Below are 25,597 nucleotides of genomic sequence, written 5' to 3' on the forward strand. Positions count from 1 at the left end.
CGCGGTGTTCGCTTTCCGGGCCAAGTGGACAGTGTTGGAGATGTCGCCGTACCCGTCCACGAGGAGACCGCGTGACCGTCCGCACCACCACGCCCGACCTCTCGTCCAGCAACCCCGACTGGTGGCGCCAGGCCGTCATCTACCAGGTGTACCCGCGCAGCTTCGCCGACGGCGACGGCGACGGGCTCGGGGACCTGAAGGGCGTCGCCCAGCGCCTCGGCCACATCGCCGCCCTCGGCGCCGACGCCCTGTGGCTGAGCCCCTTCTACCCGTCCGAGCTGGCCGACGGCGGCTACGACGTCGCCGACTACCGGGACGTCGACCCGCGCCTGGGCACCCTGGACGACTTCGACGTCCTCGTCGCCGAGGCCCACCGCCTCGGCCTGAAGGTCGTCGTCGACCTCGTCCCCAACCACACCTCGCACCAGCACGTCTGGTTCCAGGAGGCCCTGCGCGCCGGACCCGGCTCGGCCGCCCGCGAACGCTACGTCTTCCGCGACGGACGCGGCGCGCACGGCGAACTCCCGCCCACCGACTGGCAGTCCGTGTTCGGCGGCAGCGCCTGGCAGCGGGTGCCCGACGGGCAGTGGTACCTGCACCTGTTTACCCCGCAGCAGCCCGACCTGAACTGGGGGAACGAGGAGGTCCGCGCCGACTTCCGGACCACGCTGCGGTTCTGGTCCGACCGGGGCGTCGACGGCTTCCGCGTCGACGTCGCCCACGCCCTCGCCAAGGACCTCAGCGAACCGCTGCGCGACCTCGGCACACCCGAGCTGAGCCGCGAGGACGCGCTCCCGGACCTGCCGCCCGGCAGCCACCCCTTCTACGACCGCGACGAGGTCCACGAGATCTACCGCGACTGGCGCAAGATCCTCGACTCCTACCGCCCGCCCCGCATGGCGGTCGCCGAGGCCTGGGTGAACCCGAGCGCCCGCCGCGCCCTGTACGCCCGACCGGACGAACTCGGCCAGGCGTTCAACTTCGAGTACCTCCAGGCCGGCTGGGACGCCGAGGAGCTGCGCCGCATCATCACCGACTCGCTCGCCACCGCCCGCTCGGCCGGCGCGTCCGCCACCTGGGTGCTGTCCAACCACGACGTCGTCCGGCACACCTCCCGGCTGATGCTGCCGCCCGGCACCGACGACAACGCCTGGCTGCTGTCCGGCGGGCACGCACCCGAGGTCGACGAGGAGGCGGGCCTGCGCCGCGCCCGCGCCGCCACCCTGCTCATGCTGGCTCTGCCCGGCTCGTCGTACCTCTACCAGGGCGAGGAGCTCGGGCTCCCCGAGGTCGCCGACCTGCCCGTCGAGGTCCTCCAGGACCCGGTGTGGGAGCAGACCGGACGGGTGCGCAAGGGCCGCGACGGCTGCCGGGTACCGCTGCCGTGGACGACGACCGGCCCCTCGTACGGCTTCGGCGCGGGCGGGGCCTGGCTGCCGCAACCCGAGCGCTTCGCCGGGTACGCCGTCGAGGCGCAGGACGGTGTGGAGGGCTCCACCCTGGAGCTGTACCGCCGCGCCCTGCGGCTGCGCCGCAAGCTCCAGGACGGCGAGGAGCTGCGCTGGGTGCCGGACGCCCCGGCCGGAGTGCTGCACTTCGCCCGCTCCGACGGCTGGCGCTGCGTGGCCAACCTCTCCACCGACCCCGTCGACCTGCCACCGGGCGAGGTCCTGCTCACCAGCGCCCCCCTGGACTCCGGCCGCCTCGCCCCGGACACGACGGCCTGGCTGGCGTAGGGGCGTCACCGCGCCCGGGGGGGGCGAGGAGCTGCGGTGGCTCGCTGCCGGTGCGGGTGCCGGGCGGGTCGGCGGGTCGGCGGTGTGCGGTGCACCTCTCCGCCGGGGGCGGCGGCCCGGTGCCGGGGTGGAGGTCCTGCTCAGCGGCGCCCGCTGGAGGCGGGGTGGCTCGGCCCGGATACGGCGGCCTGGCTGGCGTAAGGGCGTCACCGCGCTCGGGGGGGGGCGAGGAGCTGCGGTGGCTCGCTGCCGGTCCGGCGGGTGCCGGATGGGCCGGTGGTGCGCGGTGCGCCGCTCCGGCGGGGTCGGTCGGCGGCCTGTCGCCGGGGTCGAGGGCCTGCTCAGCGGTGCCCGGGCGGGGTGGCTCGGGCAGGGCGCGGCGGCCTGGCTGGCGGAGGGCGCGTTCGGGGGCTTGTCTGGCTGCGGCTGGGCCCGCCGCCGCGCCCGGACGGGTGGTAGGCGTCCTCCCTCCGGCCCCGTCCGGCCGCCGAGCGCGGGCCGGGCGGGGGGCCGGGCGCGAGAATCGCGGGCGAGGGTGGGGTACCGCCGAGGTATGTGAGGAGCTCCCCCGACGATGAGCAGGACCTTCAAGACGACGATCCTCGCCGCGCTGGCCGCCGCCGGCGCACTGTTCGCGGCCGGTCTGCCGGGCACGGCGCACGCGGCCGGCGGCTCACCCGACCCCGTGGGGCACGAGCTGTGGGCGTCCGCCACGATCGAGCCCGGCCGCGCGGGCATCGTCCAGGTCGGCGGCTACGAGGGCGCGCCGCTCGGCGCCGGCAGCGTGCTGACGCTGACCGCACCGGCCGGCACCCGGGTGACGGGTGTGCCGTTCGCGGCGGCCGACTTCCGGGGCACGGTGGCCGCCGGCGGCCACAGCGCCTCGTACGCCTTCGAGGGGACGGCCGCCGCAACCGCCTGGCACGGCCGGACGTTCCCCTTCGTGGTGTCCGTGTCGCCGGACGCCGAGCCCGGCACCCGGCTCCCCGACTGCTCCCTGGAGCTGCGGGACGCCAAGGGCACGGTCCACCAGCGCGGCGCCTGCGCGGTGACGGTCGGCCTGCCCGCACCGACCCTGTCCCGCCCCGACTCCGGGGTGGCGCTGGGCCGCTCGCCGGAGACCTCGGGCACCGCCTACCCGGGCGCCCAGGTCACCGTGGCGGACGCGCTGGAACAGGAGGTCTGCTCGGCGACCGCCGCGCCGGACGGCACCTGGTCGTGCGTGCCGGGGGTCGCCCTGGCCGCCGGGCCGGGCCGCCTCCAGGCGACGGCCACCCTGAACGGGGTGTCCGCGACCAGCGAGCAGATCGCCATCACCGTCGCCGGCTGACGTCCGTACCGGAAGCCGTACGGGGCACCGCTCAGTAGCGCACCGCCCGCGCCACCTCCGCGCGCACCTGGCCGCCGAGGTCGCGGTGGCTGCGGGCGGTGCCCTTGCCCGTGGCGCCCGCCGCCACGTCGGACACGGTCACCACCGTCGCGTCCAGCAGGTTGCCGTCCTCGTCCTTGAAGTCGACCTGCACGGCGAAGGATTTCGTCGCGTCCGTGGTGTTCTCCACCGTGATCTCCGCCTCCGCGCGCCCGCCCGAGTCCGTCGTGATGCCGCCCGCCTTCACGGCGCTCTTGGCGTTCACCCCGCCCTTGATCTCGTCCAGCGCACGGCCCGCCTCCGCCGTCGCCGAGGCGTACGCGGACGCCGCCTTGCTCGCGACCGAGGACGGGGTGTCGTCGTCAGAGCACGAGGTGAGGGCCACGGCGGCGAGCGCCAGCGCGAGGGCGGTCCGGGTCCGCGCGGTGCGGGGAGAGGGCATGACGGCTCCAGGGGTGTCCGACGGTTCCTCAAGTGAAGGGCGCGGCCGGTCCGCCCGCACTCCGGCCGTCACCCGATCGGCCCGTGCCCCCTGGTGGGCGGCCCCGGGCGCCCGGATCGTCGTACCGACCGCAGCACCCGTTCGACGACCGATCGCGGACACCGCGAGAAGTGGGGTACGGCAGCCATGACCCAGCAGCAGCAGCCACCGCAGACGCACGCCACCGACGCCGCCCACAGCGCCGCCGGTGTGTCCGCGCCCCGTATGCCACGGCCCGCCCCGGCGGCCGGGACCGGCCGCTCGTCCGACTGGTTCACCGGCGGTCTCGTCTTCGCCGGTGTGCTGATGCTGGTCGACGGGGTGCTCGCCATCCTGCAGGGCGTCTCCGCCCTCGCCGCCGACGACGTGTACGCCCGGGTCGGCGACTACGTCTTCAAGGGAAGCCTGACGACCTGGGGCTGGGTGCTGCTCGCCCTCGGCGTGGTCGCCGTGTGCGTGGGCTACGGCATCCTCAAGGGTGCCTGGTGGGCCCGGATCACCGGCATCTTCCTGGCGTCGCTCGGCATGGTCGCCCACTTCCTGTTCCTGCCGTACGCACCCGTCTGGTCCGTGATCATGGTGGCCGTGGACTTCTTCGTGATCATGGCCCTGGCCCTCGCCCCGGACCCCGCCTGAGGGGTCGGCGGTGGCCGGGTCAGCGGTGGCCGATGCCGCCGCCGCCGAAGGACCCGCTGTGGCCGGGATCCCATCGCCTGCGGTGCTGGTCCTCGCTGCGCCTGCTGCTCGCGGCGTGCAGCTCGTGCGGCAGGAGCCGGGTCGCGCCCGTGGCGTGCGGCACCTCGTCGGGTTCCCGCACCTCACGGATCTCGTGGACGGCACCCGTGTCGGGCAGGTGCGTCTGTTCCTCGGGGGTGGGCCGCGGCGACTCCTTGTCGCGGACCCGCATGCCGAACTGCACCGCCCACACCAGTGCTCCGGCGATGAAAATGCCACCTGCCAGGGCGGCGATCCAGCGAAGGACCTCGCTCGCCGTGGCCGCCAGTTCAAGCGTCGCCGTACTCATGCCTCAATTATCACCAAAACGGACGAATAGGCTATGGCTGGGAGGAATCGCCTTGCGCGGCTTCCTCCGCCGCCTCGTCCAGTTCCGTGAACAGCGTCAGCTGCAGGGCGCCCGGCGCCTCGAGGCGGGAGTTCAGCGAGTTCCAGGGCGTCCGCGTCGGCTCGGCCAGGACCTCGGCGCCGGCCGCCGCGAGCCGGGCGGTGACCGCGGGGGAGTCGTCCACCTGGAAGGCGACCCGGACGTGTCCGGCGACCCGCCGGCCCACCTCGACCTCGTCGATGAACTCCGCGTGGCGCGGATCGGTCAGCTCCAGGGTGGCCCGGCCCGCGTCCAGGATGGTGACCCGGCCGTCCGGCGAGGAGAACGCGGCCTGTTCGGGCAGGCCGAGCACGTCCCGGTAGAAGCGCAGCGCCTCGTCGTAGTCCTCGGCCGTGACCACGAGCCGGAGTTCACGCACCCGGCCGCGCCGCTCGTCGGGGGTCTCGGGCATGGCGTCCTCCTTCGTCGACGGATGTGACCGGTCAACTCGCCTACCCGGTGCGGGAATTCCCGGCGCCCGCTCGCCGTCTCCCGCGGCTTTGCCAGCTCTTTACAACCCGGCCGGGGGCCGTGTCGTCTCTCCGCTCGACCCGTCACCACCCGCCCGCCGTTCCGGCCGGGCGAACGACGAAAGAGAGCGACCCGATGCGCCGAACCGTGTTCAGTGCCCTGGCCCTCACCTGCACCGCCCTGCTGGCGAGCGCCGCCCCGGCCCTCGCCGACAGCTCCACCCCCAGCCCCGTGCCCACCCGCGTGGCGGAGGACGCCGCCTCGCCGGTGCCCTCGACCGGCCCCGCCGACGAGGCGGCCTCCCCCGTGCCGGCCGAGCGCGGCCAGGTCGCCGTGCGCCCGTCCGGGGCGCCCGACACCGGCGTCGCCGACACGTCGTCCGGCACCGCCACGGGCGGCCTGGTCGGCGGCGGCGCGGCCGCGGTGCTCCTCGCCGGAGGCGCGGCGACGTTCGTCGTCCGGCGCCGGCGGACGCACGGCGCATGACGCCGCTGTCCCGGCGCGCGTTCGGCACGGCCGCGCTCGCCTCGGTCCTGGTGGGGTGCGGCGGCGGGGCCTCGGAGCCCGCGAGCGCGCCCGGCCGCCGGACGCGGGGCACCCGGCAGACCGGCGACCGGTCCGCCGACGCGTCCGCGAACCCCGCACGCGCCCTGGGGCGTTCGGCCCCCGTACGGCTGCGCATCCCCGCCATCGACGTCGACACCCCGGTGATCCGGCTCGGGCTGGAGCAGGACGGCACCGTCGAGGTGCCGCCCATCACCGCCCACGACCGCGCGGGCTGGTACCGGCACTCGCCCACCCCCGGTGAGGTCGGCCCGTCGGTCGTCCTCGGCCACGTCCACGTGGGCGAGTTCGGCGACGGTGTGTTCCGCGACCTCGTGCGGCTGCGCAAGGGGGACGCGATCGAGGCGCGCCGGCAGGACGGCAGCACCGCGCGGTTCACCGTCAGTTCGGTCCGCACGGTCGCCAAGGCCCACTTCCCCGCCGACGACGTCTACGGGGACGTCGACCGGCCCGAGTTGCGGCTGATCACCTGCGGCGGACCCAAGGAGGGACAGGAGTACCGCGACAACGTGATCGTGTTCGCGGTGCTCAGCTCCACGTCCCGCTGAACCGGCCCGCCGGGCGGAAACCGGTACGGGCGCGCAACGCGCGCGCCCGTACCGGCATCCTCCCCCGTGACACCCCGGCCACCGCACCCGGTCGCCGGCCCGACCATGGAGAGCGTTGAAACGGTCCCGAGACGAGGCGGCGTCCGAGCTGTTCGCCGCCCTCTACCCCCGTCTGGCCGGCTGGTGCCGCCGGCTGGTCGACGACGACGAGACGGCGCACGAGATCGCGTCGGAGTCCTTCACCCGGCTCTGGGCCCGCTGGAGCCGCGTCGAGGAACCGCGCGGCTTCCTCTACGTCACCGCGGCCAACCTGGTCCGCGACCACTGGCGCAAGCTGGAGCGCGAACGCCGGGCCGTGCGGCGCGCGACCACCGAGGCCGCCGTCGCCCCGCACCCCGAACAGGCCGACCCCTCGGTCCGGCTGCTGGTGCAGTCCCTGCCCGAACGTCTGCGCATCCCCATCCTTCTCCACTACTACGCTGACATGCCGATCCGGGAGGTGTCCGTGCTGACCGGGCGCAAGGAAGGAACCGTCAAGGCCGACCTGCACGCGGCCCGCGAACTGCTCCGCGTCCACCTGAGGAGAAGCCTTGACCACTCGCATTGACGGCGACGAACCGGACGGCCGCGCCCCCGCCGACGACGACCCGCTGGTCGTCGTCCTGCGCCCGCCGTCCGAGCACCTGGCCCCGCCGCCCGGCCGTTACGAGGCGATCCGCCGCCGCGCGTCCCGCCGGCGCCTGGCCCGTACGGCCGCCGGGGTGGGCGTCACCTGTGCCGTGGCGCTGCTCGCCGCCCTGCCGTTCACCTCGCAGCGCGCGGACCCGCCGACGACCCCGGCCCCGCCGCTCGCGCCCCCCACCGGCGGCCGTTCGGCACCGGCGACCCCGGTACCGGTGCCGACGCCCAGCACGGGACCGTCCGATCGGCGCACCCCGTCGTCGCCCCCGGCCCGTACGGGCCCCTCCACGCCCACCGAGGGCAGGGAAGGCGTGACGCGCGCACCGGAGGACGAGGTGGCGGCCCGCCCCACGGCGGAGACGACGGCGTCCCCGTCGGCGCGGGGCGAGGTGCCGCAGCGGGTGCCCGTCCGGGAGGCGGCGGAGCGCGGCCGGTAGAGGAGACCCCTGGTGAGCCGCCCGGTCGGATCGGGCGGGCCGCAGGGGGTGGGACGGACGGAGGGGCGTCCGCGCGGAGTACCGTGCGGCGAGATCGACCGGCGGACCCTCCGCCCCGCCCGGAAGGACCGGAAGCTGAACGCCTCGCTCGCGGAGACGTTGTCCGTGGCCCTGCTCGTGCTCGTGCTGGCCGGCGCCGTCGTCCGTCCCTTCGGACTGCCCGAGGCGGTGACCGCCGTGCCGGCCGCGGCGCTGGTCGTCGCCACGGGTGCCCTCTCCCCCGCCCACGCGCTGGACGAGGCCGAACGCCTCGGCCCGGTCGTCGGCTTCCTCGCGGCCGTCCTGGTCCTCGCCCAGCTCTGCGACGACGAGGGGCTGTTCCAGGCGTGCGGGGCGTGGATGGCGCGGACGGCGGCGGGCCGGCCGCGCCGGCTGCTGGCCCAGGTGTTCCTGGCCGCGTCCGCGATCACGGCCGTGCTCAGCCTGGACGCCACCGTCGTCCTGCTCACCCCCGTCGTGTTCGCGACGGCCGCCCGGCTCGGCGCCCGTCCCAAACCGCACGTCTACGCCTGCACCCATCTGTCCAACACGGCCTCCCTGCTGCTGCCGGTGTCCAATCTGACGAACCTGCTGGCGTTCGCGGCGAGCGGGCTGAGCTTCACCCGGTTCGCCGCGCTGATGGCGCTGCCGTGGCTGGCCGCCATCGCCGTCGAGTACGCCGTCTTCCGGTGGTTCTTCGCCACCGACCTGGACGCGGGCGCACAGGCCCCCTCCGGCGGCGACGCCCCCGAACTGCCGCTGTTCGCCCTGGTGACGGTGGCCTGCACGCTGGCCGGGTTCGTGGTGACGTCCGCCGTCGGCGTCGACCCGGCCTGGGCGGCCCTGGCGGGCGCGGCCGTGCTCGCCGTACGGGCCCTGCTGCGGCGCCGCACCACCGCGAAGGCGCTGCTGAACTCCGCGTCCGTGCCGTTCCTCGCGTTCGTCCTCGCCCTCGGGATCGTCGTCCGCGCGGTCGTGGACAACGGGCTCGACACCGCCCTCGGGCACCTCGTCCCCGACGGCACCGGACTGGCCGCCCTGTTCGGCATCGCCGTGCTGGCGGCCGTCCTCGCCAACGTCATCAACAACCTGCCGGCCGTGCTGGTGCTGCTGCCGCTGACCGCCGGATCCGGGCCCGGCGCCGTCCTCGCCGTGCTGCTCGGCGTGAACATCGGGCCGAACCTGACCTACGCGGGGTCTCTGGCCACCCTGCTGTGGCGGCGTATCGTGCACGCCCACGACGCCGAGGTACGGCTGGGGGAGTTCACCCGGCTCGGCCTGTACGCCGTACCCGCGAGCCTGTGCGCCGCCGTGGTGGCACTGTGGGCCTCACTGGCCGTGATCGGAGGAGGCTGAAGCCGATGGCCGTGGTCGTCTGGATCGTCGAGGGCACCTGGCCGGCCTGCGTGGACGCCGCGCGCCGGCACGCGCCCGAGGACGCCGAGATCGTCCTGCTGCACGTCACCGGGGACGACGTGGCGGAGGCCGCGCACAGCGCGTTCGCCGGGCTGCTGGGGCGAGGCCACCCCGAACGCGACCCCGGCACCCGGGTCGAGCACCTCGCCGCCGCCTCCGCCGAGACCCTCCTCGGCGCCGCCGCCGAACGGCTGGGCCGGCCCTGCACCCGCACCGAGCGCACCGGCCGTGTCGAACGCGAGGTCGTCGCCGCGGCGGACGGCGCCGACCTGCTCGTCCTGGCCCGCGACGGCGACCGGAGCCGGCTCGGCCCGCACAGCCTCGGCCCCGCCAGCCGCTTCGTCGTCGACCACGCCCCGTGCCCGCTGCTGCTGGTCTGGCCCGAACCGGCACCGGACCTCACGACGATGCCGGGCCCGCCGCCGCACTGACCGGTTCCGGGGGTGGCGATGAGTTCCGCCGGCGCCGGCGGTCTGCATCCCGACACGACACGCCACGCCACCTGAACGGACGGGACGACATGAGCGCACCGGTGAAGGGCCCCGCCTCCTACTTCCCCGCGATCGAGAAGAAGTACGGCCGTCCGGTCGCGTACTGGAAGGACCTCATCCGCACCTCGCCGCTGACCCGGCACATGGAGCTGGTCGCCTGGCTGAAGACCGAGCACGGCCTCGGGCACGGGCACGCCAACGCGCTCGTCGCCCACACGCTGGCCGAGCGGTCCTAGGTTCTTTCATCCGCCCCGGGTGCCCGGAAGGGCACCTGGCGGTGTGCGGCCTCGTCGACCTCGTCCAGGGCGAGCAGGGGAGTGGCCCGGGTGTGCAGGGCGCCGCTCGCCTTGACCGCGAGGCTGGCGGCGGCCATCGCGGCCGCGTCGGGCAGGTCGACGATCAGGACGATGTCGTACTCCCCGAAGGCGAAGTACATCGCCTCGACCGTCCCGCCCAGCCCGGACACGGCCTGCTCGACCGCCGCGCGGCGCCCGCTCGCGCCCTCCGCCAGCAGCCCCTGGGTGCCCTCGGCCGTGTAGGTGGCCTGGATGAGGAACTTCGGCATCGGACACTCCTGACCTGCTCGCCGGCACTGCGCTCCGGCCGAGCCTTCCCGCCCCGCCGGGGCCCCTTCGCCCGGCGCGTCCGCGTTCACCCGAAGGGCCCCGGAAATCCCGGCGAACTCGCGTACAACCCTTGGCCCCGGCCGACGGTCTCCTGAGAGCCGACCCTTCGTAAAGCCATGGCCAAAGCCTGGCTGGACGAGGCCGGTCGCACCCCCGTCTGCGATGCCCCGCCGGGCATCCCGCATGCCGCAGGAGACCCGCATGCACCACGCGCCCGCGTCCGCGCCCCCACGCCGGCCCGCCGCGACACACCGGCCCGCCGGCCCTCGCCGCGCCCCGGGGACGGCCGCCGCGCCCGCACGGACCGGCCACCCGGCCGTTCCGCGGACCCTCCTCACCGCCTGACCCACACCCCCCGGCCACCGGCCGCCCGCCCTCCCCGCCGAACGGCCGGCGGAGACGGGTGGCCGTCCCCGCGGCGGACCCCACGTCCCACACCGCGTCACCCGCACGGTCGCGGACGATCCGCCGCTCGCCGGGCCCGTCCCCCACCGTCCCCACGGGCCCGGCCCCGACCCGCCTCACCAGGAGCACCCACCTTGCGCAAGCGCCCCCTCCTCCTCGCCGCCACCCTCACCACGGGACTGCTCACCGCGCTCCCCGCGACCGGCGCCTCGGCCGCGCCGTCCAAGCTCGCCGGCGACTTCAACGGCGACGGCTACCGCGACGTCGCCGTGTCCGCCCAGTGCGCCCAGGTGGGCTCCCAGTCCTGCGCGGGCGCCGTCATCGTGCTGTACGGCTCCTCCTCGGGCCTCTCCGCGAGCCGCAAGGCCGTGATCACCCAGAACTCCACCGGCGTGCCCGGCACCGCCGAGGCGGGCGACCTCTTCGGTTCCTCCCTCGCCGCCGCCGACCTCGACCGCGACGGCTACTCCGACCTCGTCGTCGGCTCGTCCGGCGAGACCGTCGGCACCGGCAAGGGCGTCGGCTCCGGCACCATCCTGTGGGGCTCCAAGTCCGGCCTGAGCGGTGGCAAGGGCCTGCCCCAGCCGTCGGGCCTCGCCCAGTACGGCGGCTTCTCGCGGGGCGCCGCGGCCGCCGACTTCGACGGGGACGGAGACGCCGACGTCACGCTGACCGGCCAGAACCGCACCCACCTCTACCAGGGCCCGTTCACCCGCACCGGCCCCCTCAGCCACCAGCGCGTCGGCGAGGTCGGCACGACGTACGACGTCATCGCCGGCGACCTGAGCGGCGACCGCGCGGCCGAACGCGTCTACCCCATGGCCGTGGACGGCGACCCCGGCGGCACCGTCCTCACCTATCGCTGGACCGGCACGAGCTACAAGTTCGGCGAACTCGCCAAGGCCGACGGCATGACCGGCTCGATCGCCGACATCAACGGCGACGGCTACGGCGACCTCGTCCTCGGCGACTCCTCCGACCCGAGCGCCACCAAGCCCGTCGGCCACAAGGGCGGCCAGATCACCGTCTGGTACGGCGGCCCGACCGGCCCCGACCCCGCCCAGAAGCCGACCGTCGTCCACCAGGACTCCGCGAACGTCCCCGGCGCCGGCGAGACCGGCGACGCGTTCGGCTCCGCCCTGAGCACCGGCGACATCAACGGCGACGGCTACGCCGACGTCGTCGTGGGCGCCCCCGGCGAGGACATCGACAAGGCGAAGGACGCCGGCTCGGTCACCGTGCTGTTCGGCTCCGCGTCCGGCCTGAAGACGTCCGGCTCGAAGTCCTACACCCAGAACACCGCGGGCGTCCCCGGCACCGCCGAGACCGGCGACCGCTTCGGCCAGGCCGTCGACCTCACCGACGTCACCAAGGACGGCCGGGCCGACCTCACCATCGGCGTCGACGAGAACGGCACCGGCGGCGTCTGGACCCTGCGCGGCTCCGCCACCGGCCTGACCACCAGCGGCGCCCAGGGCATCACCGCCGCCGGCGTCTCCGTGAAGGGCTACTACTTCGGCGCGGTGATCGCCCAGTGACGCGCCCCGCTCCCGGCTCCGCGCTCCCGACGCCCGCCCTCCCGAAAGCGGACCCGACCTTGCGCACCCGCAGCGTCCTGCTGGCGGCGGCCCTCACCACGGGCCTGCTGACCGCGCTCCCGGCCACCACGGCCACCGCCGCCCCCTCGGGCCTGGCCGGCGACATCAACGGCGACGGCTACCGCGACACCGTCATCGGCGCGCCCCTCGCCAAGGTCGCCGGCAAGAGCAAGGCCGGTTACGTCGCCGTCGTCTACGGCGGCTCCAGCGGCCCGAACACCGGCAAGCGGCAGATCATCAGCCAGGACACCGCCGGCATCCCCGGCGTCCCCGAGAGCGGCGACTACTTCGGCGACCGCGTCACCACCGGCGACCTCGACGGCGACGGCTACACCGACATCGTCGTCGGCGTGCACGGCGAACGGATCGGCTCGACCGACGACTTCGGCGTCCTGACCGTGCTGTGGGGCGGCGCGAACGGCGTCAAGTCCGGCACCGACGTCTCCTCCCCGCTGCCGCGGTACCGCAGCGAGCTCGGCTGGTCCATGGCCACCGGCGACTTCGACGGCGACGGCGCCACCGACCTCGCCGCGGTCAACCTGGCCTCCCCGCAGCTGAACATCTTCAAGGGCCCGCTGACCCGCACCGGCAAGGCCGCCGCGCTCACCGGCATCGACACCTACGACCAGACCGGCGTCAACGCCGACCAGATCACCGCCGGCGACGTCACCGGCGACGGCCGTACCGACCTGCTCGTCCTGGGCCAGGAGGAGTACAGCGGCGGCTACCGCACCCGCGGCGTCCTCTACAAGGGCTCCACCACCGGCCTCAAGCCCGGCCCCAAGGTCGCCGGCGGCTACGCGTCCGTCATCGGCGACGTCAACAGGGACGGCTACGGCGACATCGTCACCGGCAACTTCATGGAGAAGTCCGCCGACGAGCCCAACGGCGGCCTCGGCGGCGCCATCACCGTGACCTACGGCGCGTCCGGCGGCCTGAGTACCCGCACGCCGGTCCGCATCACCCAGGACACCGCGAAGGTGCCGGGGGCCTCCGAGAAGAACGACGCCTTCGGCTGGAGCCTGGACGCCGGCGACACGAACGGCGACGGCTACACCGACATCGCGGTCGGCGTCGCCAACGAGGACCTCGGGAGCAAGCGGGACGCCGGATCGGTCGTCGTCCTGCGCGGCTCCTCGTCCGGCCTGACCGGCACCGGCTCCAAGGCGTTCACGCAGGACACCGCCGGCGTCCCCGGCACCGCCGAGTCCTACGACTACTTCGGGCACTCCGTGCTGCTCACCGACGCCAGCAAGGACGGCCGCGCCGAGCTGGTCGTCGGCGCCCGAGGCGAGAACGACGGCGCCGGCTCCGTCTGGACGCTGCGCGGCACCGCCTCCGGCATCACCGCCACCGGAGCCAAATCCTTCGGCAGCGCCACGCTCGGCGGCGCCTCCGGCCTCGCCTACTTCGGCGACGTCCTGACCGGCTGACCCGGACACGCTCCGCTGACGACATCGCTCGTGACGTCCCTGGTGACATCCCCTCGGGGCACCCCCTAGGGGATGTCACAGCTCGGCAGCAAAGCCCGGCCCTAACCCCGGGGCCGGGCACGCCGTTTGCCAGGACCAGGTACGTTCGAAGACGTGGCTGGATTCAGGATCGGACGGGGCGGCAGGAACAACGGCACCCCGCAGACGCAGCAGACGCCCCAGGGACCGTCGTACGGCTACCCGCCGCCGCCGCAGCAGCCGTACGGCGGCTCGGGCGGCGGAGGCGGCTGGCCGCAGGCGCACGGCGGACACGGCGGGCACGGTGCCTACGGCCCCGGCGGACACGGCCCGGCGAACCACGGCGAGCCGGAGTACTTCGGCGACGGCGGCTACCCGCACGCCCCCGCCGACCCGTACGCGGCGAACCAGCCCGGTCACACCCAGGCGTTCTCCGTCGGCGAGGACCCGTACACGCAGGGCGACACCTACCGGGCGGGCACGGCCCCGGCCGGCCCGATCGGCCCCCGCCTGCACTGGAAGGACCTCCTGCGGGGCGTGATCTTCTCGCCCCAGCAGACGTTCCTGCAGATGCGGGACTACGCGATGTGGGGCCCCGCCCTGATCGTGACGTTCCTCTACGGCCTGCTCGCCGTCTTCGGCTTCGACGGCGCCCGCGAGGACGCGATCAACGCGACCCTCTCCAACGCCGTCCCGATCGTCCTGACCACCGCCGTCGCCATGGTCCTGTCGGCCTTCGTCCTGGGCGTCGTCACCCACACCCTGGCCCGCCAGCTCGGCGGCGACGGCGCCTGGCAGCCCACGGTCGGCCTCTCCATGCTGATCATGTCCCTGTCGGACGCGCCGCGCCTGGTCGTCGCGATGTTCGCGGGCGGCGACGCCTCGTTCGTCCAGATCCTCGGCTGGGCCACCTGGGTGGCGGGCGGCGCCCTGCTCACCCTGATGGTCTCCAAGTCCCACGACCTCCCCTGGCCGAAGGCCCTGGGCGCGAGCGCGATCCAGCTGGTCGCCCTGCTGTCGATCGTGAAGCTCGGCACCTTCTAGCCCGCACAGCCCGCACAGCCCACGGAAGGGCCCCTGCCGCCGCACATGGCGACAGGGGCCCTTTCTCCCCCGAACGGCCGCACGCCCGATGGACACCCCGTCGGACGGGTCCGTCGGCGGAAAGCCGACGACGGTTCTCCTGACGGTCGACGAGACCATCGAGGCCCTGCGCACGGCGGGAGTAATCGGCTACCGGCGGCGGTCCCCGGTCTATCGGTCGGACCGCTCATCGCACGCATGTCAGCAGCCAGGAGCCAGGAGTCACCGTGAAGCTTCTCCTCACGTCGGCGGGCATCACCAACCCCACCATCAAGGACGCGCTCGTGCGGCTGCTGGGCAAGCCGATCGCCGAGTCGGACGCCCTGTGCGTCCCCACCGCGGGGTACGGGCACCCCATGGGCAGCCCCGCCAGTGCCTGGCGCTTCATCGCGGGACAGTCCCCCCTGCCCATGTGCGACCTGGGGTGGAGGTCCCTGGGGGTGCTGGAGCTGACCGCGCTGCCCAGCGTCGGCGCGGAGCGCTGGGTCCCCTGGGTCCAGGAGGCGGACGTCCTGCTGGTGAACGGCGGCGACGCGCTGTACCTGGCCCACTGGATGCGGCGGTCAGGCCTGGCGGACCTGCTGCCGTCGCTGAGCGAGAAGGTCTGGGTGGGTCTGAGCGCCGGGAGCATGGCGATGACCCCGCGTATCGGCGCGTACTTCGTCGAGTGGACGGCGCCTACCGACGACGACACCGCCCTCACGGTCGTCGACGGCACGGTCGAGGTCGTCTCCGAGGGCACCTGGCGCCATTTCCCGGCCTGACGCGTCAGAACGCGATCAGAGGGCTTCCTTGTTCTCCTTGGCCGCCTCGCCCGACTTGTGCACGGGAGGCAGAACGCTCCACGGGAAGTTGATCCAGTCGTCCGTGCGCTTCCAGACGTACTCGCACTTCACGAGGGAGTGGGACTTCTCGTAGATCACGGCGGAGCGGACCTCGGCGACGTGCTCGACGCAGAAGTCGTGGACGAGCTTGAGCGTCTTGCCGGTGTCGGCGACGTCGTCGGCGATCAGCACCTTCTTGTCGGTGAAGTCGATCGCGTTCGGAACGGGCGCCAGCATGACCGGCATGTCCAGCGTGGTCCCGACACCGGTGTAGAACTCGACGTTCACCAGGTGCAGGTTCTTGCAGTCGAGCGCGTACGCGAGACCGCCGGCGACGAAGACGCCGCCGCGGGCGATGCTCAGCACGATGTCCGGCTGGTACCCGTCGTCGGCGATGGTCTGCGCCAGCTCGCGGACGGCGGTGCCGAAACGCTCGTAGGTCAGGTTCTCCCGCACGGGGGCGTCGCTCATGCCGTCCTCACACCTGGGTCCGATGGAAGTTCTGGAAGGACCGGGACGCGGTCGGTCCGCGCTGCCCCTGGTACCGCGACCCGTACCGCTCGCTGCCGTACGGGAACTCGGCGGGCGAGGTCAGCCGGAACATGCACAGCTGCCCGATCTTCATGCCCGGCCACAGCTTGATCGGCAGCGTGGCGAGGTTCGACAGCTCCAGGGTGACGTGCCCGCTGAACCCCGGGTCGATGAACCCGGCCGTCGAGTGCGTGACGAGCCCGAGCCGCCCCAGCGAGGACTTGCCCTCCAGCCGGGAGGCGAGATCGTCGGGCAGCGTGATCACCTCGTACGTGGAGGCCAGCACGAACTCACCGGGGTGCAGGATGAACGGCTCGTCGCCCTCCGGCTCCACCAGCCGCGTGAGATCCGCCTGCTCGATGGAGGGGTCGATGTGCGGGTACCGGTGGTTCTCGAACACCCGGAAGTACCGGTCCAGCCGTACGTCGATGCTGGACGGCTGCACCATGGAGTGGTCGTAGGGATCGATCCGTACCCGCCCGGCGTCGATCTCGGCCCGGATGTCCTTGTCTGAGAGAAGCACGCCCCGAGGATACGCAAGGCGCGCTTACCGGCCACAACCGCACCGTCCGCGCGCCCCACGCCCGGTCTGTCCGTGCCGCCGGCTACCGCTTCTCCACCTGGACCGGCACCGCGCTGCGGAGCCGGGCACAGCGGGGACATCGGACGAGCCGGCCGGGACCGAGCCGGTCGGCCTGCTGCATCGGGAACGACGCGGTGCTGAACACGTGCCCATCGGCACACTGGACGACGGTGCGCTCCATCAAGTCCTAGAGTCCCTTCCCCAAGAGCCGCGCCCGGCTGCTGCCTGCCGGGCGACGCGAGGCCACATTACGGGATCAAAGGGACGGCCCTCCAGGCGGCACTCCGACCCCGCCGGGACCCTCTTCCACCCCTCCACGGTACGCCCCAACTCCTGCGCCCCGCAGTCGCGTCCATGCCCTGAAACGCACTCAGGCCCCGACGCGACAGCGCCCGGGCCCGGAGATGAGGTACAGTGACGAGGCGATCGGACACCCCCTCCGGTTACCCCGGATCGGGCGTCTTACGCGGGTGTAGTTTAATGGTAGAACATCAGCTTCCCAAGCTGAGAGCGCGAGTTCGATTCTCGTCACCCGCTCCATGCGAAACCCTCAGGTCATTGGCCTGGGGGTTGTTTGTTGTCTAGTCCAATTCGGGAGTGCCGTGCCCTCCGCGTGCCCTAACCCGCCATAGCGGGTTCATCCAGACGACCCGGAGCTCCACTTCGAAGGCAGCGGCGCCGTAGCTTCTCAAATAGCGAGACGCATTCTATGTGACCGGCACCACTCAGCGAGTGGGTGGGGGCGAAGTCGCTCTCGCAATCGGGGAGTTTGCAGCGGGCCAGAGATGCCGCGTCCACGTTGCCTTCCACGACCGCGGCGAGGCGGGCAGTGGTGGATAGCCAGGCGCATTTACGCAGGGTCGGCGACGTGACTATCGCGGCCAGTAACGAGGCGGCTGCTTGGCAGGGTCGACCCGATCGAACCGCTGCTTACTGCCGGGGTTCAAGCCTTTGATGTGCACGAGCTGCTGGCCGTGCGCCGTATCGAGCTCACGGACGATCAGAGGCATCGCGGCGATCACAGCGCCCATGGCCAGCCCCAGACCGGCCATGCCCTTGTGACCGTGGCTGAACCGGATGTGGTGCATGCCGGACTTCTTGATCGCGGACGTCTCCGACGGATCCTCCAGCTGACGCCCATCCTTGGTGAGAAAGACTTCGAAGCCTCTCTTCGCAGCATCGGGGAGGAGCGCGAGATCCTTCTTCCCCGCCCACTTGATCTCACTGACGTGGCGCACGTCGTGCCCGGGCAGCAGCCGCCGGAGCATCTCCAGCATCTGTACCGGGACGTTCTCGTCGATGAGGATTCGCATCAGGCAGCGCGCGGTCCCGGGCTGTAGCTGTCCACATACAGTGCGAAGGACACCGCATCGCGGGCGGCCTCCACTGTCACGCCGGGGTAATACGCGGCGATCTCGTCGAGCGGGACGCCGTCCTCCACCAGCTCCGCGACGGCGTCGAACGGGACGCGAGTGCCGGTGATGACCGGCTGTCCCCCTTGCGTGTCCGGGTCCACTCTGACGTGTTGCTTGGGCCGCAGAAGGTGTGGGACGACAACGCCGGCGCGGGGCGCGAACTCCTGGAAGTTATCCGGCAGCCCCACCTTCGTCCTGGCCTTGCGCCATTTCCGTCCGAACGTCGAGCGGCGGAACGGGGCGCCCTTCTCCCCGACGAAGAGGAGCCCGTCCGGCTCCTTCTCGGCGAACCACTGAACGTGGCGACGTAGCTCGGGCAGGAGGAAATCGGGCAGGTACACGGTGCGCTTGCCCGCGCGGGACTTGGGATCGCCGGTGACCCTCCTGCCGTTGGTCAGCTCCGGTGACGCATGCGTGATCCGCAGGGAGCATTCGTCGAGATCGACACTGCGGCGGCGCAGTTCGGCCAGCTCCTCGGGGCGGAGCGAGGCGAAAGCGCCGAGCAGGACCATCAGGCGCCAGCGCGGACCCAAGGCGTCGGCGAGCTCGAAGACCTGCTCCACGGTGGCGGTCGGCCGCTCGTCGGCTTCCTCCCGACCGGCGCCCTTGATCCGGCACGGGTTGGTTCGCAGGAGGTCGTCATCGACCGCGGTCTGCAGGATGGCCTTCAGCAGCCGGTACGACTTGGCGACCGTCGTGGCACCCGTTGCCTTGAGCCGCTCGGCTCGCCAGGTGCGGACGGAAGGCGGTGTGATCTCGTCCAGGTCCTTGCTGCCGAAGGCCGGCAGGAGGTGCAGGCGTAGCAGGCCGTCGTAGCGGTCGACCGTGGTCGGGGCCAGACCGCGCTCCTCCATCCAGCGGAGGGCGTACTTCTCGAAGTTGATCGCGCCGGCGTCCGGGTCACGCCAGTGGTCACGCTCGATGTCGGCGCGGACCAGGTTCAGTCAGTCCTGCGCGTCGGTCTTCGTGTCGAAGGTTTCGGGGGCATTGTGGCGCTGCCCGTCCGGGCCCAAGTAGCGGGCCTGCCATCGACCGGACGGGAGCTTGCGTACGGTACCGAACTCCCGACGACGCTGGAGCTTGCGTGTCGGCATCAGGCGGCCCGCCCGTACCGAGTGCGGGTGCGCCGGGTCGGCTCGACCGTGCGCGCCTCGATGTACTCGGTGACGGCACTCTCGGGGACGCGCACGGGACGTCCGAGCTTGACGTAGCGAATGCGGCGCTCGGCGATCAGACGGCGAACGAAGCGTTCGCCGGTACCGAGCTGTTCGGCGGCTTCGGCCACCGTCAGGAGGCGGTCAGCCATGGGCGACCGCCCCCTTTCGGCTGTGCTGCTGAGTGCAACGGGCCGGGGCTATTGCGAGTCGGTGCAACGGTGAGACTTCCTTACCGAGGTCGAAATGTCGTCCGACTGCACAAGGCCCCCGCCTCTCCGCACGCCCCGGACCGGGTCGTCCTGCTCTCCCCCGGGCTCGGCCGTTGGGACCTGCAGGTGATCCCGCCGGACGCGACGGAGGAAGCAGCCGCTCTCCACACGGCCGTCGCCCTGGACGACCGGCGGCCCGGCGCCGACGGAGAAGCCCGGCCCCGACGGCGGCGGCAGGTCCGCGCGGCCGTGTGGGACCCACCCGGCGGGGAGCCCGGGCACCTCGGTGGTAGGAGCCGCCGCGGGCACGTCCCTGTACGCACCCGCTCCCCGCGCCCAACCCGCCCCGGGGCCGCCCCGAGTCATCCGCCCGCTTCTGAGAGAGACGTCCTCATGACCATGGCCACCACCACCGCCACGCGCTCCGACACTCCCGGCAGCGACTTCGCCCGGCTGTCGAAGAAGATTGCGGATGCCGGACTGCTGGGGCGCCGCCCCGGCTACTACACGTTACGCATCACCGCCGTGACCGGGCTCTACGCCGCCGGATGGGCCGCGTTCGTCCTCGTCGGCGCCTCCTGGTGGACACTGGCGATCGCCGCGTTCCTGGCCGTGATGTACGGGCAAGTCGCCCTGGTCGCCCATGACATGGCCCACCGGCAGGTGTTCCGCCGCCGCCGGGCCAGCGAGTTGTCCGGACGGATCGCCGGCGCGACGATCGGCATGAGTTACGGCTGGTGGCAGGACAAGCACACCCGTCACCACGCCAACCCCAACACCGAGGACCTCGACCCCGACATCGGCCCCGACCTGCTCGTCTGGTCCCCGGACCAGGCCCGCGCCGCCACCGGACTGCCCCGCCTGCTCGGCCGCTGGCAGGCGTTCCTCTTCTTTCCCCTGCTCACGCTGGAGGGCTTCAACCTGCACGTGGCGAGCGGCAGGGCCATGGCCAACCGCCGGCTCAAACGCCGGGCGGTCGACGGCGCTCTGCTCCTGGGGCACTGCGCCGTCTACCTGGCCGCCCTGTTCTGGGTCCTGCCGCCCGGGATGGCGATCGCCTTCCTCGCCGTCCACCAGTGCCTGTTCGGCGTCTACCTCGGTTCGGCCTTCGCACCCAACCACAAGGGGATGCCGATCCTGACGGCCGACGACCGCCCCGACTTCCTCCGCCGCCAGGTGCTGACCTCACGCAACGTCAACGGCGGCCGGTTCACCGACCTGGCGCTCGGTGGCCTGAACCACCAGATCGAGCACCACCTGTTCCCGAGCATGCCCAGCCCCAACCTGCGCAAGGCCCGCGCCATCGTCCGGCGGTACTGCCGGGACCTGGGCGTCGACTACGCGGAAACGGGCCTGGTCGCCTCCTACCGGTTGGCACTCACCAGCCTCCACGACGCCGGCGCCCCGCTCCGACGGACCCGCGTCCCCACTTAGCGGGGCGAGACGCCGCCGTGGGTACGGCGGCGTCCAGGACGCAGCCGTCCGCGTCCGCCGTACCAGGAGCCTCGGCGCTCGCCGGCGTCGTTCGCGACCGGGGACCGTCGGCGTACCGCCGGCCCTTCGTCGGTCTTCCGGTCTGGTGCGACAACACCGCCGCGGCCGTAGTGGAAGGCGGCACTTCTGCCCCCGTGCTGAGAGTTCAGCCGGTGGATGAGGAACGCGCCTGCCGCGATCACCGCCAGCAGCACGAACACCGTCACGAGGATGTCCATGGCCCTCACACCATTTCCGGCCGGTCCTCCGCGGTGGCGACGGCGACTCGAAGCCATGGAGAAGTGACGGAAGCACCGGCTCCATGTCCTCCTTCGGACTCCCACACCGCTTCCCTGGTGCGGTCGGCCTCGGCGGTCACCGTCAGACGCGCGGCATCCGCCAGCAGGCTGCTCGCGGTCGCCGCCCGGCGCGAGTCGCTCGCGGCGGCCATCAGCCAGGCGGCCGCGGTCGGAGGCGTCCGCGGGGGAACGACCAGCAGGTTCCAGCGGCCCACGTGGTAGGAGAGCAGCAGCAACTCGTGCTCGTCCTGCTCGAAGCGGAACCAGCCCACCTTCACCACATGCCCGGCGACAGGCACCTTACGCGGGACGACCGGCCACTGGGCGGGGTTCACCGTGATCCGGGTGATCCGCCCCCACAGCGGATCGAGAACGGACGCCAGGGCAGGCAGTTCGGCGGTGAGATCACGCGAGCGTGGCCACCAGGCTCCGTCCAGCAGGAGCGGTGCCGAACCGGCTGGGGCGAGCGAGAGACGTACGGGGGACGTGGGACGCCGGTCTTCGGACGTCGTCGGAGGGGAGACGGTCGCAGTCATGACGCGAACCCTGCCCCGGGCGGGCCTGAGCCGACCCGGCCTATTCGATCACCGAAAACGGCACAGACGCGAAATGTCCGCGCGCGGAGTGTCCCCGGTTCCTCCAGCCTACTCTTCGCGGCGCCCGACCAGGCCGTACACCGGGAGCAGTCCACCCGATGAGGCCGAAGCCTCTTGTCGGGGCTCGTCGAGGAGTAGCCTGAGGACTTCGAGGGCCTTCGTGTACCGGCGCCGCCGGTCCCGTCCTCGCTCACCCATCACCGGGCGCTCCGCCAGTCGGCGCAGGCCCGCAGTCAGGCTTCTTCCTCATGATCATGAACACCACTCAGCTCCGTCCGCACGCGGCACCGTTCCGACCACGTGCCGCACGCCTCGTCCTAGGATCCGCCAGCCGCTTCGGCCGTCCGGACGGCGCCTGGTGGCCACGGACCCGCGACCTGGCACGAGAACTCGGCGAACTGGCCGACGTGATCGATCCGCTGTGGGGCCGGCTCACCCACGTGGCCGTCAATCCCCGCCACTGGCGGCCTCTTCCGCACGGCGTGGTCGTCGTCAACGGCTACGAGGTGGCGGTCGACCGATTCACCGAGGTGCTCAACCCGCACAGGATCCTGCTGCAGTCCTACACTGCGGGCCGTTGGGATCTCCTCGTGGTGCCGCCCCCGACGAGCGCGTCGTCAGCGGCCCGGCTCATGGCGGCCGTGGCGTAGAGCAGCGGTGGGTGCGTGCCCCGGGCCCACACGCTCCGTGCCGGTGTCGATGAGGATCTGTTCCGCCGGCGTCTGACTGCCTGGGCGCATGGCTGCGGCCATGGCCGCGCGGGCCGCGTCGGCCGCGGTGTGGGGCGGAACCACCAGCAGCGAAAAGAGATCATTGCTGCCCCGGGTGATGAGAACGGTGTCGTCTCCGACCGGGAAGGAGTCGATGCGGACGACACGACCGTCGATCGTCAGCCGCGTCGGCAGCTCGTCCCAGGCGTCGGTGTCCAGACCGACACGTGTGATCGGCCCGAGGTACTCGGACAGCGCGGAGACGAGGCCGGGCAGTTCACCGGCGATGTCGCGGGAGCGGGGCCACCACGCTCCGTCGAGCGCACCCTTCCGGTCATGGGTCGTCTCGAGCCGCACCACGGCGGTTCCAGGTCGCGAAACCGCCTGATGCACAGCGTCGGGCAGGAGCCTGGTCACCCGCGGGGGGTCGGGGTCGGACATCGCACTCGCCTGCCTACCGGGGACGGCAAACCGAAAGTCTCCTGGTTTCACGGTACTCCTCGGCCGACGACGGCCGGGATTCCACGATCACCGGGCTACTCACCGTCATCGCCGCACGCGTAGAAGAACAAGGTCGAGGTGTGCTTCCCCCGACCTGCGCTTCTGGGCGGCACCAAGGCCCGTCACCCCGACGTACTCGCCGCCCAACGCAAGGAACGCGCCAGCGCCCGCGATGTCGGTCTGTCAGCAGCCGCCGGAGGCGGCCGGTGCGCCGATGCCGATGTGCAGCGTGGCAGGGGCCGCGCAGCAACCTCCGCCTTCGCCGCTCCGCGCGGCGTCGGGCTCGTCGAACAGACCCGCGCCGCCACACACACCGGTCTCCGGCAGGGTCAGCTCGACGCGTTCGGCCGCCTCGTGGTCACCGGCGAGTGCGGCCGTGATGGAGCGGACCTGCTCGTAGCCGGTCATGGCGAGGAAGGTGGGGGCGCGGCCGTAGGACTTCATGCCGGCCAGGTAGACGCCCTGCTCCGGGTGGGACAGCTCCTTCACGCCGTGCGGGTAGACCGTGCCGCAGGAGTGGACGTTCGGGTCGATCAGCGGAGCCAGCGCGGTCGGGGCTTGGAGGCGCTCGTCGAGGCCGAGGCGGAGCTCGGAGAGGAAGGAGAGGTCGGGGCGGAAGCCGGTCAGGACGATGACCTCGTCGACCGGTTCCAGGCGGCGGCCGTCCTCGGCGACGAGGACCAGCCGGTGGCCATCCCGCTCGACGGCCCCGGTCCGGAATCCGGTGACGGCGCTCGCGTGCCCCTGCTCCACCGCCGCCTTGGCACGCAGGCCGAGGGCGCCGCGGGCCGGGAGCTGGTCGGCCTCGCCGCCGCCGTACGTGGCGTCGCCGATGCCTCGGCGCAGGATCCAGACCGCGTGTGTGTCCGCCTCTTCCCCGGCCAGGTCGGCGAGCAGGGCGAGAGCGGTGAAGGCGGAGGCGCCGGAACCGACGACCGCCGTGCGCTTGCCGGCGTAGCGGGCTCGGACGGCCGGGTCCTTCAGGTCGGGGACGCGGTAGGTGATGCGGTCGGAAGCGGACTTCTCACCGAGGGCGGGGATGCCGTTCGCACCCATCGGGCCGGGCACGGACCAGGTGCCGGAGGCGTCGATGACGGCGCGGGCGGTGATCCGCTCCTCGCCGCCGTCCGCTGTCTCGATGTGCACGGTGAAGGGCTGCTCCTCGCGGCCGGAGTCGACGATCCGGTCCCGGCCGGCGCGGGCCACGCCGGTGACCGTCACTCCGTAGCGGACCTGGTCGCCGAGGACGTCCGCGAGCGGCTGGAGGTACCGCTCGACCCAGTCGCCGCCGGTCGGGTACGTCGTCCCGTCGGGGCGGACCCAGCCGGTTGAAGCGAGCAGCTTCTCGGCGGCCGGGTCGGTGACCTCGGCCCAGGGCGAGAACAGGCGGACGTGCGCCCACTCGCGCACCGCAGTGGCAGCGGACTGGCCGGCCTCCAGCACCAGGGGCTCCGCGCCGCGCTCGACGAGGTGTGCGGCTGCGGCCAGGCCGACGGGGCCGGCGCCGATGACCACAACGGGCTGCTGGTGGTCGGTGGTGGACACGCTGGTGTTGGACACGGCGACGACACTCCCTTTTGCTTCGGCATCTGTCGATCCCTTGCGAGACCAGGATGGCACCTGCTTCGATGAGCGTCAACATAGACACTTATCGAAGCCGTAGTACTTGAGCGATCCGAGGGAGCGGGCATGGAACACGTCGACGTGGCGGTCATCGGTGGTGGCCAGTCCGGACTGGCCACCGCACACGCCCTGCGCAAGCAGGGTCTGGCACCGGTGATCCTGGAAGCGTCCGGGCAGCCGGCGGGGTCATGGCCCCGCTACTACGACAGCCTCACCCTCTTCTCCCCCGCGGCCCGCAGCTCCCTTCCGGGCCTGCCGTTCGGCGGCGATCCGGACCGCTACCCGCACCGGGACGAGGTCGTCTCCTACCTGCTGCGTTACGCCGAGCGCCTGGACGCCGACGTTCGCACCGGTATGCGTGTGCAGGAGGTGCGTATGAGCGACGGAGCCTTCGTCCTCACCCTGGAAGCCGGAGAACGCATGACGGCCCGGGGCATCGTGGCGGCCTCTGGAACCTTCGGCCGGCCTCACCGGCCCGCCCTCCCAGGGTTGGACGACTTCACGGGCACCGTGCTGCACGCGGCCGAGTACCGGGGGCCGGAACCACTCGCCGGGCTGGGGGGCTCCCCGGCCGGAGGCTGGGGGAGGGTGGTGGTCGTCGGGGCCGGCAACTCGGCGGTGCAGATCGCCGCCGAGCTGGCCACACATACCCGGGTGACGCTCGCGGCGCGGCATCCGGTGCGGTTCGCCCGGCAGCGCCCGCTGGGCCGGGACCTGCACTGGTGGCTACAGCGGACAGGGCTCGACACCCTGCCGGTGGGCAGGTTCCTGCGCACGCCGCCGACACAGTTGGTGATCGACGACGGCCGCTACCGCGCCGCGGTTGCAGCCGGCGCCCCTGACTTGCGCCCGGTGTTCAGCGCGATCGACGGCACGAAGGCGACATGGACCGACGGCGCCACCGAGGAGATCGACACGATCGTCCTGGCCACCGGGTACCGACCCGACCTCGGCTATCTGCGCCCGCTCGGCGCCCTCGACTGCGACGGCCACCCGCGCCACCGGGAGGGCCTGTCGACCACCCATCCCGGACTGGCGTACGTCGGCCTGGAATGGCAGCGCAGCCTCTCCTCGAACTCCCTGCGCGGGGTCGGCAGGGACGCCGCCCTCGTCGTACGGCGCCTTGTCGCCCATCTCGACGCCCGCTGACTCTGGCCAGTCTAGTTCGACATGTGTCA

Annotated in this window: 30 protein-coding genes, 1 tRNA gene and 1 pseudogene; 18 read left to right on the plus strand and 14 right to left on the minus strand. The window is 72.8% G+C overall.

Going from position 1 to position 25,597, the window contains the following annotated elements; translation table 11 throughout:
- Positions 1-71: 71 nt before the first annotated feature.
- A complete protein-coding gene (locus F8R89_RS18575) occupies positions 72-1,736 on the plus strand; it encodes a glycoside hydrolase family 13 protein (protein ID WP_151785027.1) in 1,665 nt (554 codons plus the stop codon).
- Between the two features lie 574 nt (positions 1,737-2,310).
- Entirely contained in the window at positions 2,311-3,066 is a 756-nt protein-coding gene (locus tag F8R89_RS18580) for a carboxypeptidase regulatory-like domain-containing protein (protein ID WP_151785028.1), read from the plus strand.
- A 31-nt stretch (positions 3,067-3,097) separates the two neighbouring features.
- On the opposite strand, the gene F8R89_RS18585 is transcribed toward F8R89_RS18580, so the two are convergent.
- The gene (locus F8R89_RS18585; protein ID WP_151785029.1) at positions 3,098-3,547 is read right to left on the minus strand and encodes an FxLYD domain-containing protein; all 450 of its coding nucleotides are present in this window, start codon (positions 3,545-3,547) and stop codon (positions 3,098-3,100) included.
- 186 nt (positions 3,548-3,733) lie between these two features.
- Between F8R89_RS18585 and F8R89_RS18590 the strand changes: the two genes are divergently transcribed.
- Positions 3,734-4,222, plus strand: a complete 489-nt coding sequence (locus F8R89_RS18590; protein WP_151785030.1) for a hypothetical protein — start codon at positions 3,734-3,736, stop codon at positions 4,220-4,222.
- Positions 4,223-4,241: 19 nt separating this feature from the next.
- On the opposite strand, the gene F8R89_RS18595 is transcribed toward F8R89_RS18590, so the two are convergent.
- Positions 4,242-4,610: a DUF6479 family protein gene (locus F8R89_RS18595; protein ID WP_151785031.1), complete on the minus strand. Its 369-nt coding sequence runs from the start codon at positions 4,608-4,610 to the stop codon at positions 4,242-4,244.
- Between the two features lie 31 nt (positions 4,611-4,641).
- Complete coding sequence (locus F8R89_RS18600; RefSeq protein ID WP_151785032.1) at positions 4,642-5,100, minus strand: VOC family protein; 459 nt, start codon at positions 5,098-5,100, stop codon at positions 4,642-4,644.
- A 194-nt stretch (positions 5,101-5,294) separates the two neighbouring features.
- Between F8R89_RS18600 and F8R89_RS18605 the strand changes: the two genes are divergently transcribed.
- The 7 genes from F8R89_RS18605 to F8R89_RS18635 all read left to right on the plus strand — a co-directional run bounded on the left by F8R89_RS18605 (position 5,295) and on the right by F8R89_RS18635 (position 9,571).
- Positions 5,295-5,645 (plus strand): Tat pathway signal sequence domain protein, encoded by a 351-nt coding sequence (locus F8R89_RS18605; RefSeq protein WP_151785033.1) that lies wholly within the window; start codon positions 5,295-5,297, stop codon positions 5,643-5,645.
- Complete coding sequence (locus F8R89_RS18610) at positions 5,642-6,271, plus strand: class F sortase (protein ID WP_151785034.1); 630 nt, start codon at positions 5,642-5,644, stop codon at positions 6,269-6,271. The genes F8R89_RS18605 and F8R89_RS18610 overlap by 4 nt, the downstream gene beginning before the upstream one ends.
- A gap of 115 nt (positions 6,272-6,386) precedes the next feature.
- Positions 6,387-6,878 carry an RNA polymerase sigma factor gene (locus F8R89_RS18615; protein ID WP_151785035.1) on the plus strand — a complete coding sequence of 164 codons (492 nt, stop codon included), beginning with the start codon at positions 6,387-6,389 and terminating at the stop codon, positions 6,876-6,878.
- A complete protein-coding gene (locus F8R89_RS18620) occupies positions 6,862-7,389 on the plus strand; it encodes a hypothetical protein (protein WP_225994428.1) in 528 nt (175 codons plus the stop codon). Before F8R89_RS18615 ends, F8R89_RS18620 begins: the two co-directional genes overlap by 17 nt.
- Positions 7,390-7,524: 135 nt before the next feature.
- Positions 7,525-8,784 carry an SLC13 family permease gene (locus F8R89_RS18625; protein WP_151788186.1) on the plus strand — a complete coding sequence of 420 codons (1,260 nt, stop codon included), beginning with the start codon at positions 7,525-7,527 and terminating at the stop codon, positions 8,782-8,784.
- Between the two features lie 5 nt (positions 8,785-8,789).
- A complete protein-coding gene (locus F8R89_RS18630; protein WP_151785036.1) occupies positions 8,790-9,275 on the plus strand; it encodes a universal stress protein in 486 nt (161 codons plus the stop codon).
- An 89-nt stretch (positions 9,276-9,364) separates the two neighbouring features.
- Positions 9,365-9,571, plus strand: coding sequence for a DUF4287 domain-containing protein (locus F8R89_RS18635; RefSeq protein ID WP_151785037.1), 207 nt, complete (start codon positions 9,365-9,367; stop codon positions 9,569-9,571).
- Here the strand turns inward: F8R89_RS18635 and F8R89_RS18640 are convergent.
- On the minus strand, positions 9,568-9,900 hold the full coding sequence (locus tag F8R89_RS18640) for a GYD domain-containing protein (protein ID WP_151785038.1): 333 nt from the start codon (positions 9,898-9,900) through the stop codon (positions 9,568-9,570). The genes F8R89_RS18635 and F8R89_RS18640 overlap by 4 nt on opposite strands.
- Positions 9,901-10,500: 600 nt before the next feature.
- Here F8R89_RS18640 and F8R89_RS18645 point away from each other — a divergent pair.
- From F8R89_RS18645 to F8R89_RS18660, 4 genes are all read left to right on the plus strand, one after another.
- Positions 10,501-11,904 (plus strand): FG-GAP-like repeat-containing protein, encoded by a 1,404-nt coding sequence (locus tag F8R89_RS18645; RefSeq protein WP_151785039.1) that lies wholly within the window; start codon positions 10,501-10,503, stop codon positions 11,902-11,904.
- Positions 11,905-11,963: 59 nt separating this feature from the next.
- Entirely contained in the window at positions 11,964-13,397 is a 1,434-nt protein-coding gene (locus F8R89_RS18650) for an FG-GAP and VCBS repeat-containing protein (RefSeq protein ID WP_151785040.1), read from the plus strand.
- Positions 13,398-13,550: 153 nt separating this feature from the next.
- Entirely contained in the window at positions 13,551-14,459 is a 909-nt protein-coding gene (locus F8R89_RS18655; protein ID WP_151785041.1) for a Yip1 family protein, read from the plus strand.
- A gap of 266 nt (positions 14,460-14,725) precedes the next feature.
- On the plus strand, positions 14,726-15,262 hold the full coding sequence (locus tag F8R89_RS18660; RefSeq protein ID WP_151785042.1) for a Type 1 glutamine amidotransferase-like domain-containing protein: 537 nt from the start codon (positions 14,726-14,728) through the stop codon (positions 15,260-15,262).
- A gap of 15 nt (positions 15,263-15,277) precedes the next feature.
- Here F8R89_RS18660 and F8R89_RS18665 read toward each other — a convergent pair whose 3' ends face one another.
- Together F8R89_RS18665 and dcd are read right to left on the minus strand one after the other, a co-directional pair.
- Positions 15,278-15,793: a phosphoribosyltransferase gene (locus F8R89_RS18665; protein WP_151785043.1), complete on the minus strand. Its 516-nt coding sequence runs from the start codon at positions 15,791-15,793 to the stop codon at positions 15,278-15,280.
- A 7-nt stretch (positions 15,794-15,800) separates the two neighbouring features.
- A complete protein-coding gene (gene dcd, locus F8R89_RS18670; RefSeq protein WP_055621172.1) occupies positions 15,801-16,376 on the minus strand; it encodes a dCTP deaminase in 576 nt (191 codons plus the stop codon).
- A gap of 526 nt (positions 16,377-16,902) precedes the next feature.
- On the opposite strand from dcd, the gene F8R89_RS18675 reads away from it, so the two are divergent.
- Positions 16,903-16,976, plus strand: a tRNA-Gly gene (locus tag F8R89_RS18675).
- Positions 16,977-17,308: 332 nt separating this feature from the next.
- Here F8R89_RS18675 and F8R89_RS18680 read toward each other — a convergent pair.
- The 4 genes and pseudogenes from F8R89_RS18680 to F8R89_RS18690 all read right to left on the minus strand — a co-directional run bounded on the left by F8R89_RS18680 (position 17,309) and on the right by F8R89_RS18690 (position 19,157).
- Positions 17,309-17,749: a DUF5615 family PIN-like protein gene (locus tag F8R89_RS18680; RefSeq protein WP_055467907.1), complete on the minus strand. Its 441-nt coding sequence runs from the start codon at positions 17,747-17,749 to the stop codon at positions 17,309-17,311.
- Entirely contained in the window at positions 17,749-18,039 is a 291-nt protein-coding gene (locus F8R89_RS36220; RefSeq protein WP_192806377.1) for a DUF433 domain-containing protein, read from the minus strand. The genes F8R89_RS18680 and F8R89_RS36220 overlap by 1 nt, the downstream gene beginning before the upstream one ends.
- Positions 18,016-18,945: pseudogene (gene xerC, locus F8R89_RS18685) on the minus strand (tyrosine recombinase XerC); the annotation flags it as partial. The pseudogene xerC and the gene F8R89_RS36220, both read right to left, overlap by 24 nt.
- Entirely contained in the window at positions 18,945-19,157 is a 213-nt protein-coding gene (locus tag F8R89_RS18690; RefSeq protein WP_151785044.1) for an excisionase family DNA-binding protein, read from the minus strand. The gene F8R89_RS18690 and the pseudogene xerC, both read right to left, overlap by 1 nt.
- A gap of 453 nt (positions 19,158-19,610) precedes the next feature.
- Here F8R89_RS18690 and F8R89_RS18700 point away from each other — a divergent pair, with 453 nt between their 5' ends.
- The gene (locus F8R89_RS18700; RefSeq protein ID WP_151785045.1) at positions 19,611-20,651 is read left to right on the plus strand and encodes a fatty acid desaturase family protein; all 1,041 of its coding nucleotides are present in this window, start codon (positions 19,611-19,613) and stop codon (positions 20,649-20,651) included.
- Here F8R89_RS18700 and F8R89_RS18705 read toward each other — a convergent pair.
- Positions 20,648-20,929 (minus strand): hypothetical protein, encoded by a 282-nt coding sequence (locus F8R89_RS18705; protein WP_151785046.1) that lies wholly within the window; start codon positions 20,927-20,929, stop codon positions 20,648-20,650. The genes F8R89_RS18700 and F8R89_RS18705 overlap by 4 nt on opposite strands.
- Before the next feature lie 5 nt (positions 20,930-20,934).
- Entirely contained in the window at positions 20,935-21,525 is a 591-nt protein-coding gene (locus F8R89_RS18710) for a DUF5994 family protein (RefSeq protein WP_151785047.1), read from the minus strand.
- Between the two features lie 314 nt (positions 21,526-21,839).
- On the opposite strand from F8R89_RS18710, the gene F8R89_RS18715 reads away from it, so the two are divergent.
- Positions 21,840-22,235: a DUF5994 family protein gene (locus F8R89_RS18715; protein WP_225994429.1), complete on the plus strand. Its 396-nt coding sequence runs from the start codon at positions 21,840-21,842 to the stop codon at positions 22,233-22,235.
- Here F8R89_RS18715 and F8R89_RS18720 read toward each other — a convergent pair.
- Entirely contained in the window at positions 22,203-22,736 is a 534-nt protein-coding gene (locus F8R89_RS18720; RefSeq protein ID WP_151785048.1) for a DUF5994 family protein, read from the minus strand. The two genes, F8R89_RS18715 and F8R89_RS18720, sit on opposite strands and share 33 nt — an antisense overlap.
- Positions 22,737-22,979: 243 nt before the next feature.
- The gene (locus F8R89_RS18725) at positions 22,980-24,356 is read right to left on the minus strand and encodes an NAD(P)-binding domain-containing protein (RefSeq protein WP_192806164.1); all 1,377 of its coding nucleotides are present in this window, start codon (positions 24,354-24,356) and stop codon (positions 22,980-22,982) included.
- Positions 24,357-24,485: 129 nt separating this feature from the next.
- Between F8R89_RS18725 and F8R89_RS18730 the strand changes: the two genes are divergently transcribed.
- Positions 24,486-25,568 carry a flavin-containing monooxygenase gene (locus tag F8R89_RS18730; protein WP_151785049.1) on the plus strand — a complete coding sequence of 361 codons (1,083 nt, stop codon included), beginning with the start codon at positions 24,486-24,488 and terminating at the stop codon, positions 25,566-25,568.
- The last annotated feature ends 29 nt before the right edge of the window (positions 25,569-25,597 follow it).

The sequence above is a fragment of the Streptomyces sp. SS1-1 genome, assembly GCF_008973465.1.
Lineage (GTDB): Bacteria > Actinomycetota > Actinomycetes > Streptomycetales > Streptomycetaceae > Streptomyces.

Excerpts from the sequence above, each read along its gene's own strand:
- F8R89_RS18580 (WP_151785028.1), top strand. The coding sequence starts at position 2,311 with ATGAGCAGGACCTTCAAGACGACGATCCTCGCCGCGCTGGCCGCCGCC.
- F8R89_RS18585 (WP_151785029.1), bottom strand. The coding sequence starts at position 3,547 with ATGCCCTCTCCCCGCACCGCGCGGACCCGGACCGCCCTCGCGCTGGCG.
- F8R89_RS18590 (WP_151785030.1), top strand. The coding sequence starts at position 3,734 with ATGACCCAGCAGCAGCAGCCACCGCAGACGCACGCCACCGACGCCGCC.
- F8R89_RS18595 (WP_151785031.1), bottom strand. The coding sequence starts at position 4,610 with ATGAGTACGGCGACGCTTGAACTGGCGGCCACGGCGAGCGAGGTCCTT.
- F8R89_RS18600 (WP_151785032.1), bottom strand. The coding sequence starts at position 5,100 with ATGCCCGAGACCCCCGACGAGCGGCGCGGCCGGGTGCGTGAACTCCGG.
- F8R89_RS18605 (WP_151785033.1), top strand. The coding sequence starts at position 5,295 with ATGCGCCGAACCGTGTTCAGTGCCCTGGCCCTCACCTGCACCGCCCTG.
- F8R89_RS18610 (WP_151785034.1), top strand. The coding sequence starts at position 5,642 with ATGACGCCGCTGTCCCGGCGCGCGTTCGGCACGGCCGCGCTCGCCTCG.
- F8R89_RS18630 (WP_151785036.1), top strand. The coding sequence starts at position 8,790 with ATGGCCGTGGTCGTCTGGATCGTCGAGGGCACCTGGCCGGCCTGCGTG.
- F8R89_RS18635 (WP_151785037.1), top strand. The coding sequence starts at position 9,365 with ATGAGCGCACCGGTGAAGGGCCCCGCCTCCTACTTCCCCGCGATCGAG.
- F8R89_RS18640 (WP_151785038.1), bottom strand. The coding sequence starts at position 9,900 with ATGCCGAAGTTCCTCATCCAGGCCACCTACACGGCCGAGGGCACCCAG.
- F8R89_RS18665 (WP_151785043.1), bottom strand. The coding sequence starts at position 15,793 with ATGAGCGACGCCCCCGTGCGGGAGAACCTGACCTACGAGCGTTTCGGC.
- F8R89_RS18680 (WP_055467907.1), bottom strand. The coding sequence starts at position 17,749 with ATGCGAATCCTCATCGACGAGAACGTCCCGGTACAGATGCTGGAGATG.
- F8R89_RS18690 (WP_151785044.1), bottom strand. The coding sequence starts at position 19,157 with ATGGCTGACCGCCTCCTGACGGTGGCCGAAGCCGCCGAACAGCTCGGT.
- F8R89_RS18700 (WP_151785045.1), top strand. The coding sequence starts at position 19,611 with ATGACCATGGCCACCACCACCGCCACGCGCTCCGACACTCCCGGCAGC.
- F8R89_RS18705 (WP_151785046.1), bottom strand. The coding sequence starts at position 20,929 with ATGGACATCCTCGTGACGGTGTTCGTGCTGCTGGCGGTGATCGCGGCA.
- F8R89_RS18710 (WP_151785047.1), bottom strand. The coding sequence starts at position 21,525 with ATGACTGCGACCGTCTCCCCTCCGACGACGTCCGAAGACCGGCGTCCC.
- F8R89_RS18715 (WP_225994429.1), top strand. The coding sequence starts at position 21,840 with ATGAACACCACTCAGCTCCGTCCGCACGCGGCACCGTTCCGACCACGT.
- F8R89_RS18720 (WP_151785048.1), bottom strand. The coding sequence starts at position 22,736 with ATGTCCGACCCCGACCCCCCGCGGGTGACCAGGCTCCTGCCCGACGCT.
- F8R89_RS18730 (WP_151785049.1), top strand. The coding sequence starts at position 24,486 with ATGGAACACGTCGACGTGGCGGTCATCGGTGGTGGCCAGTCCGGACTG.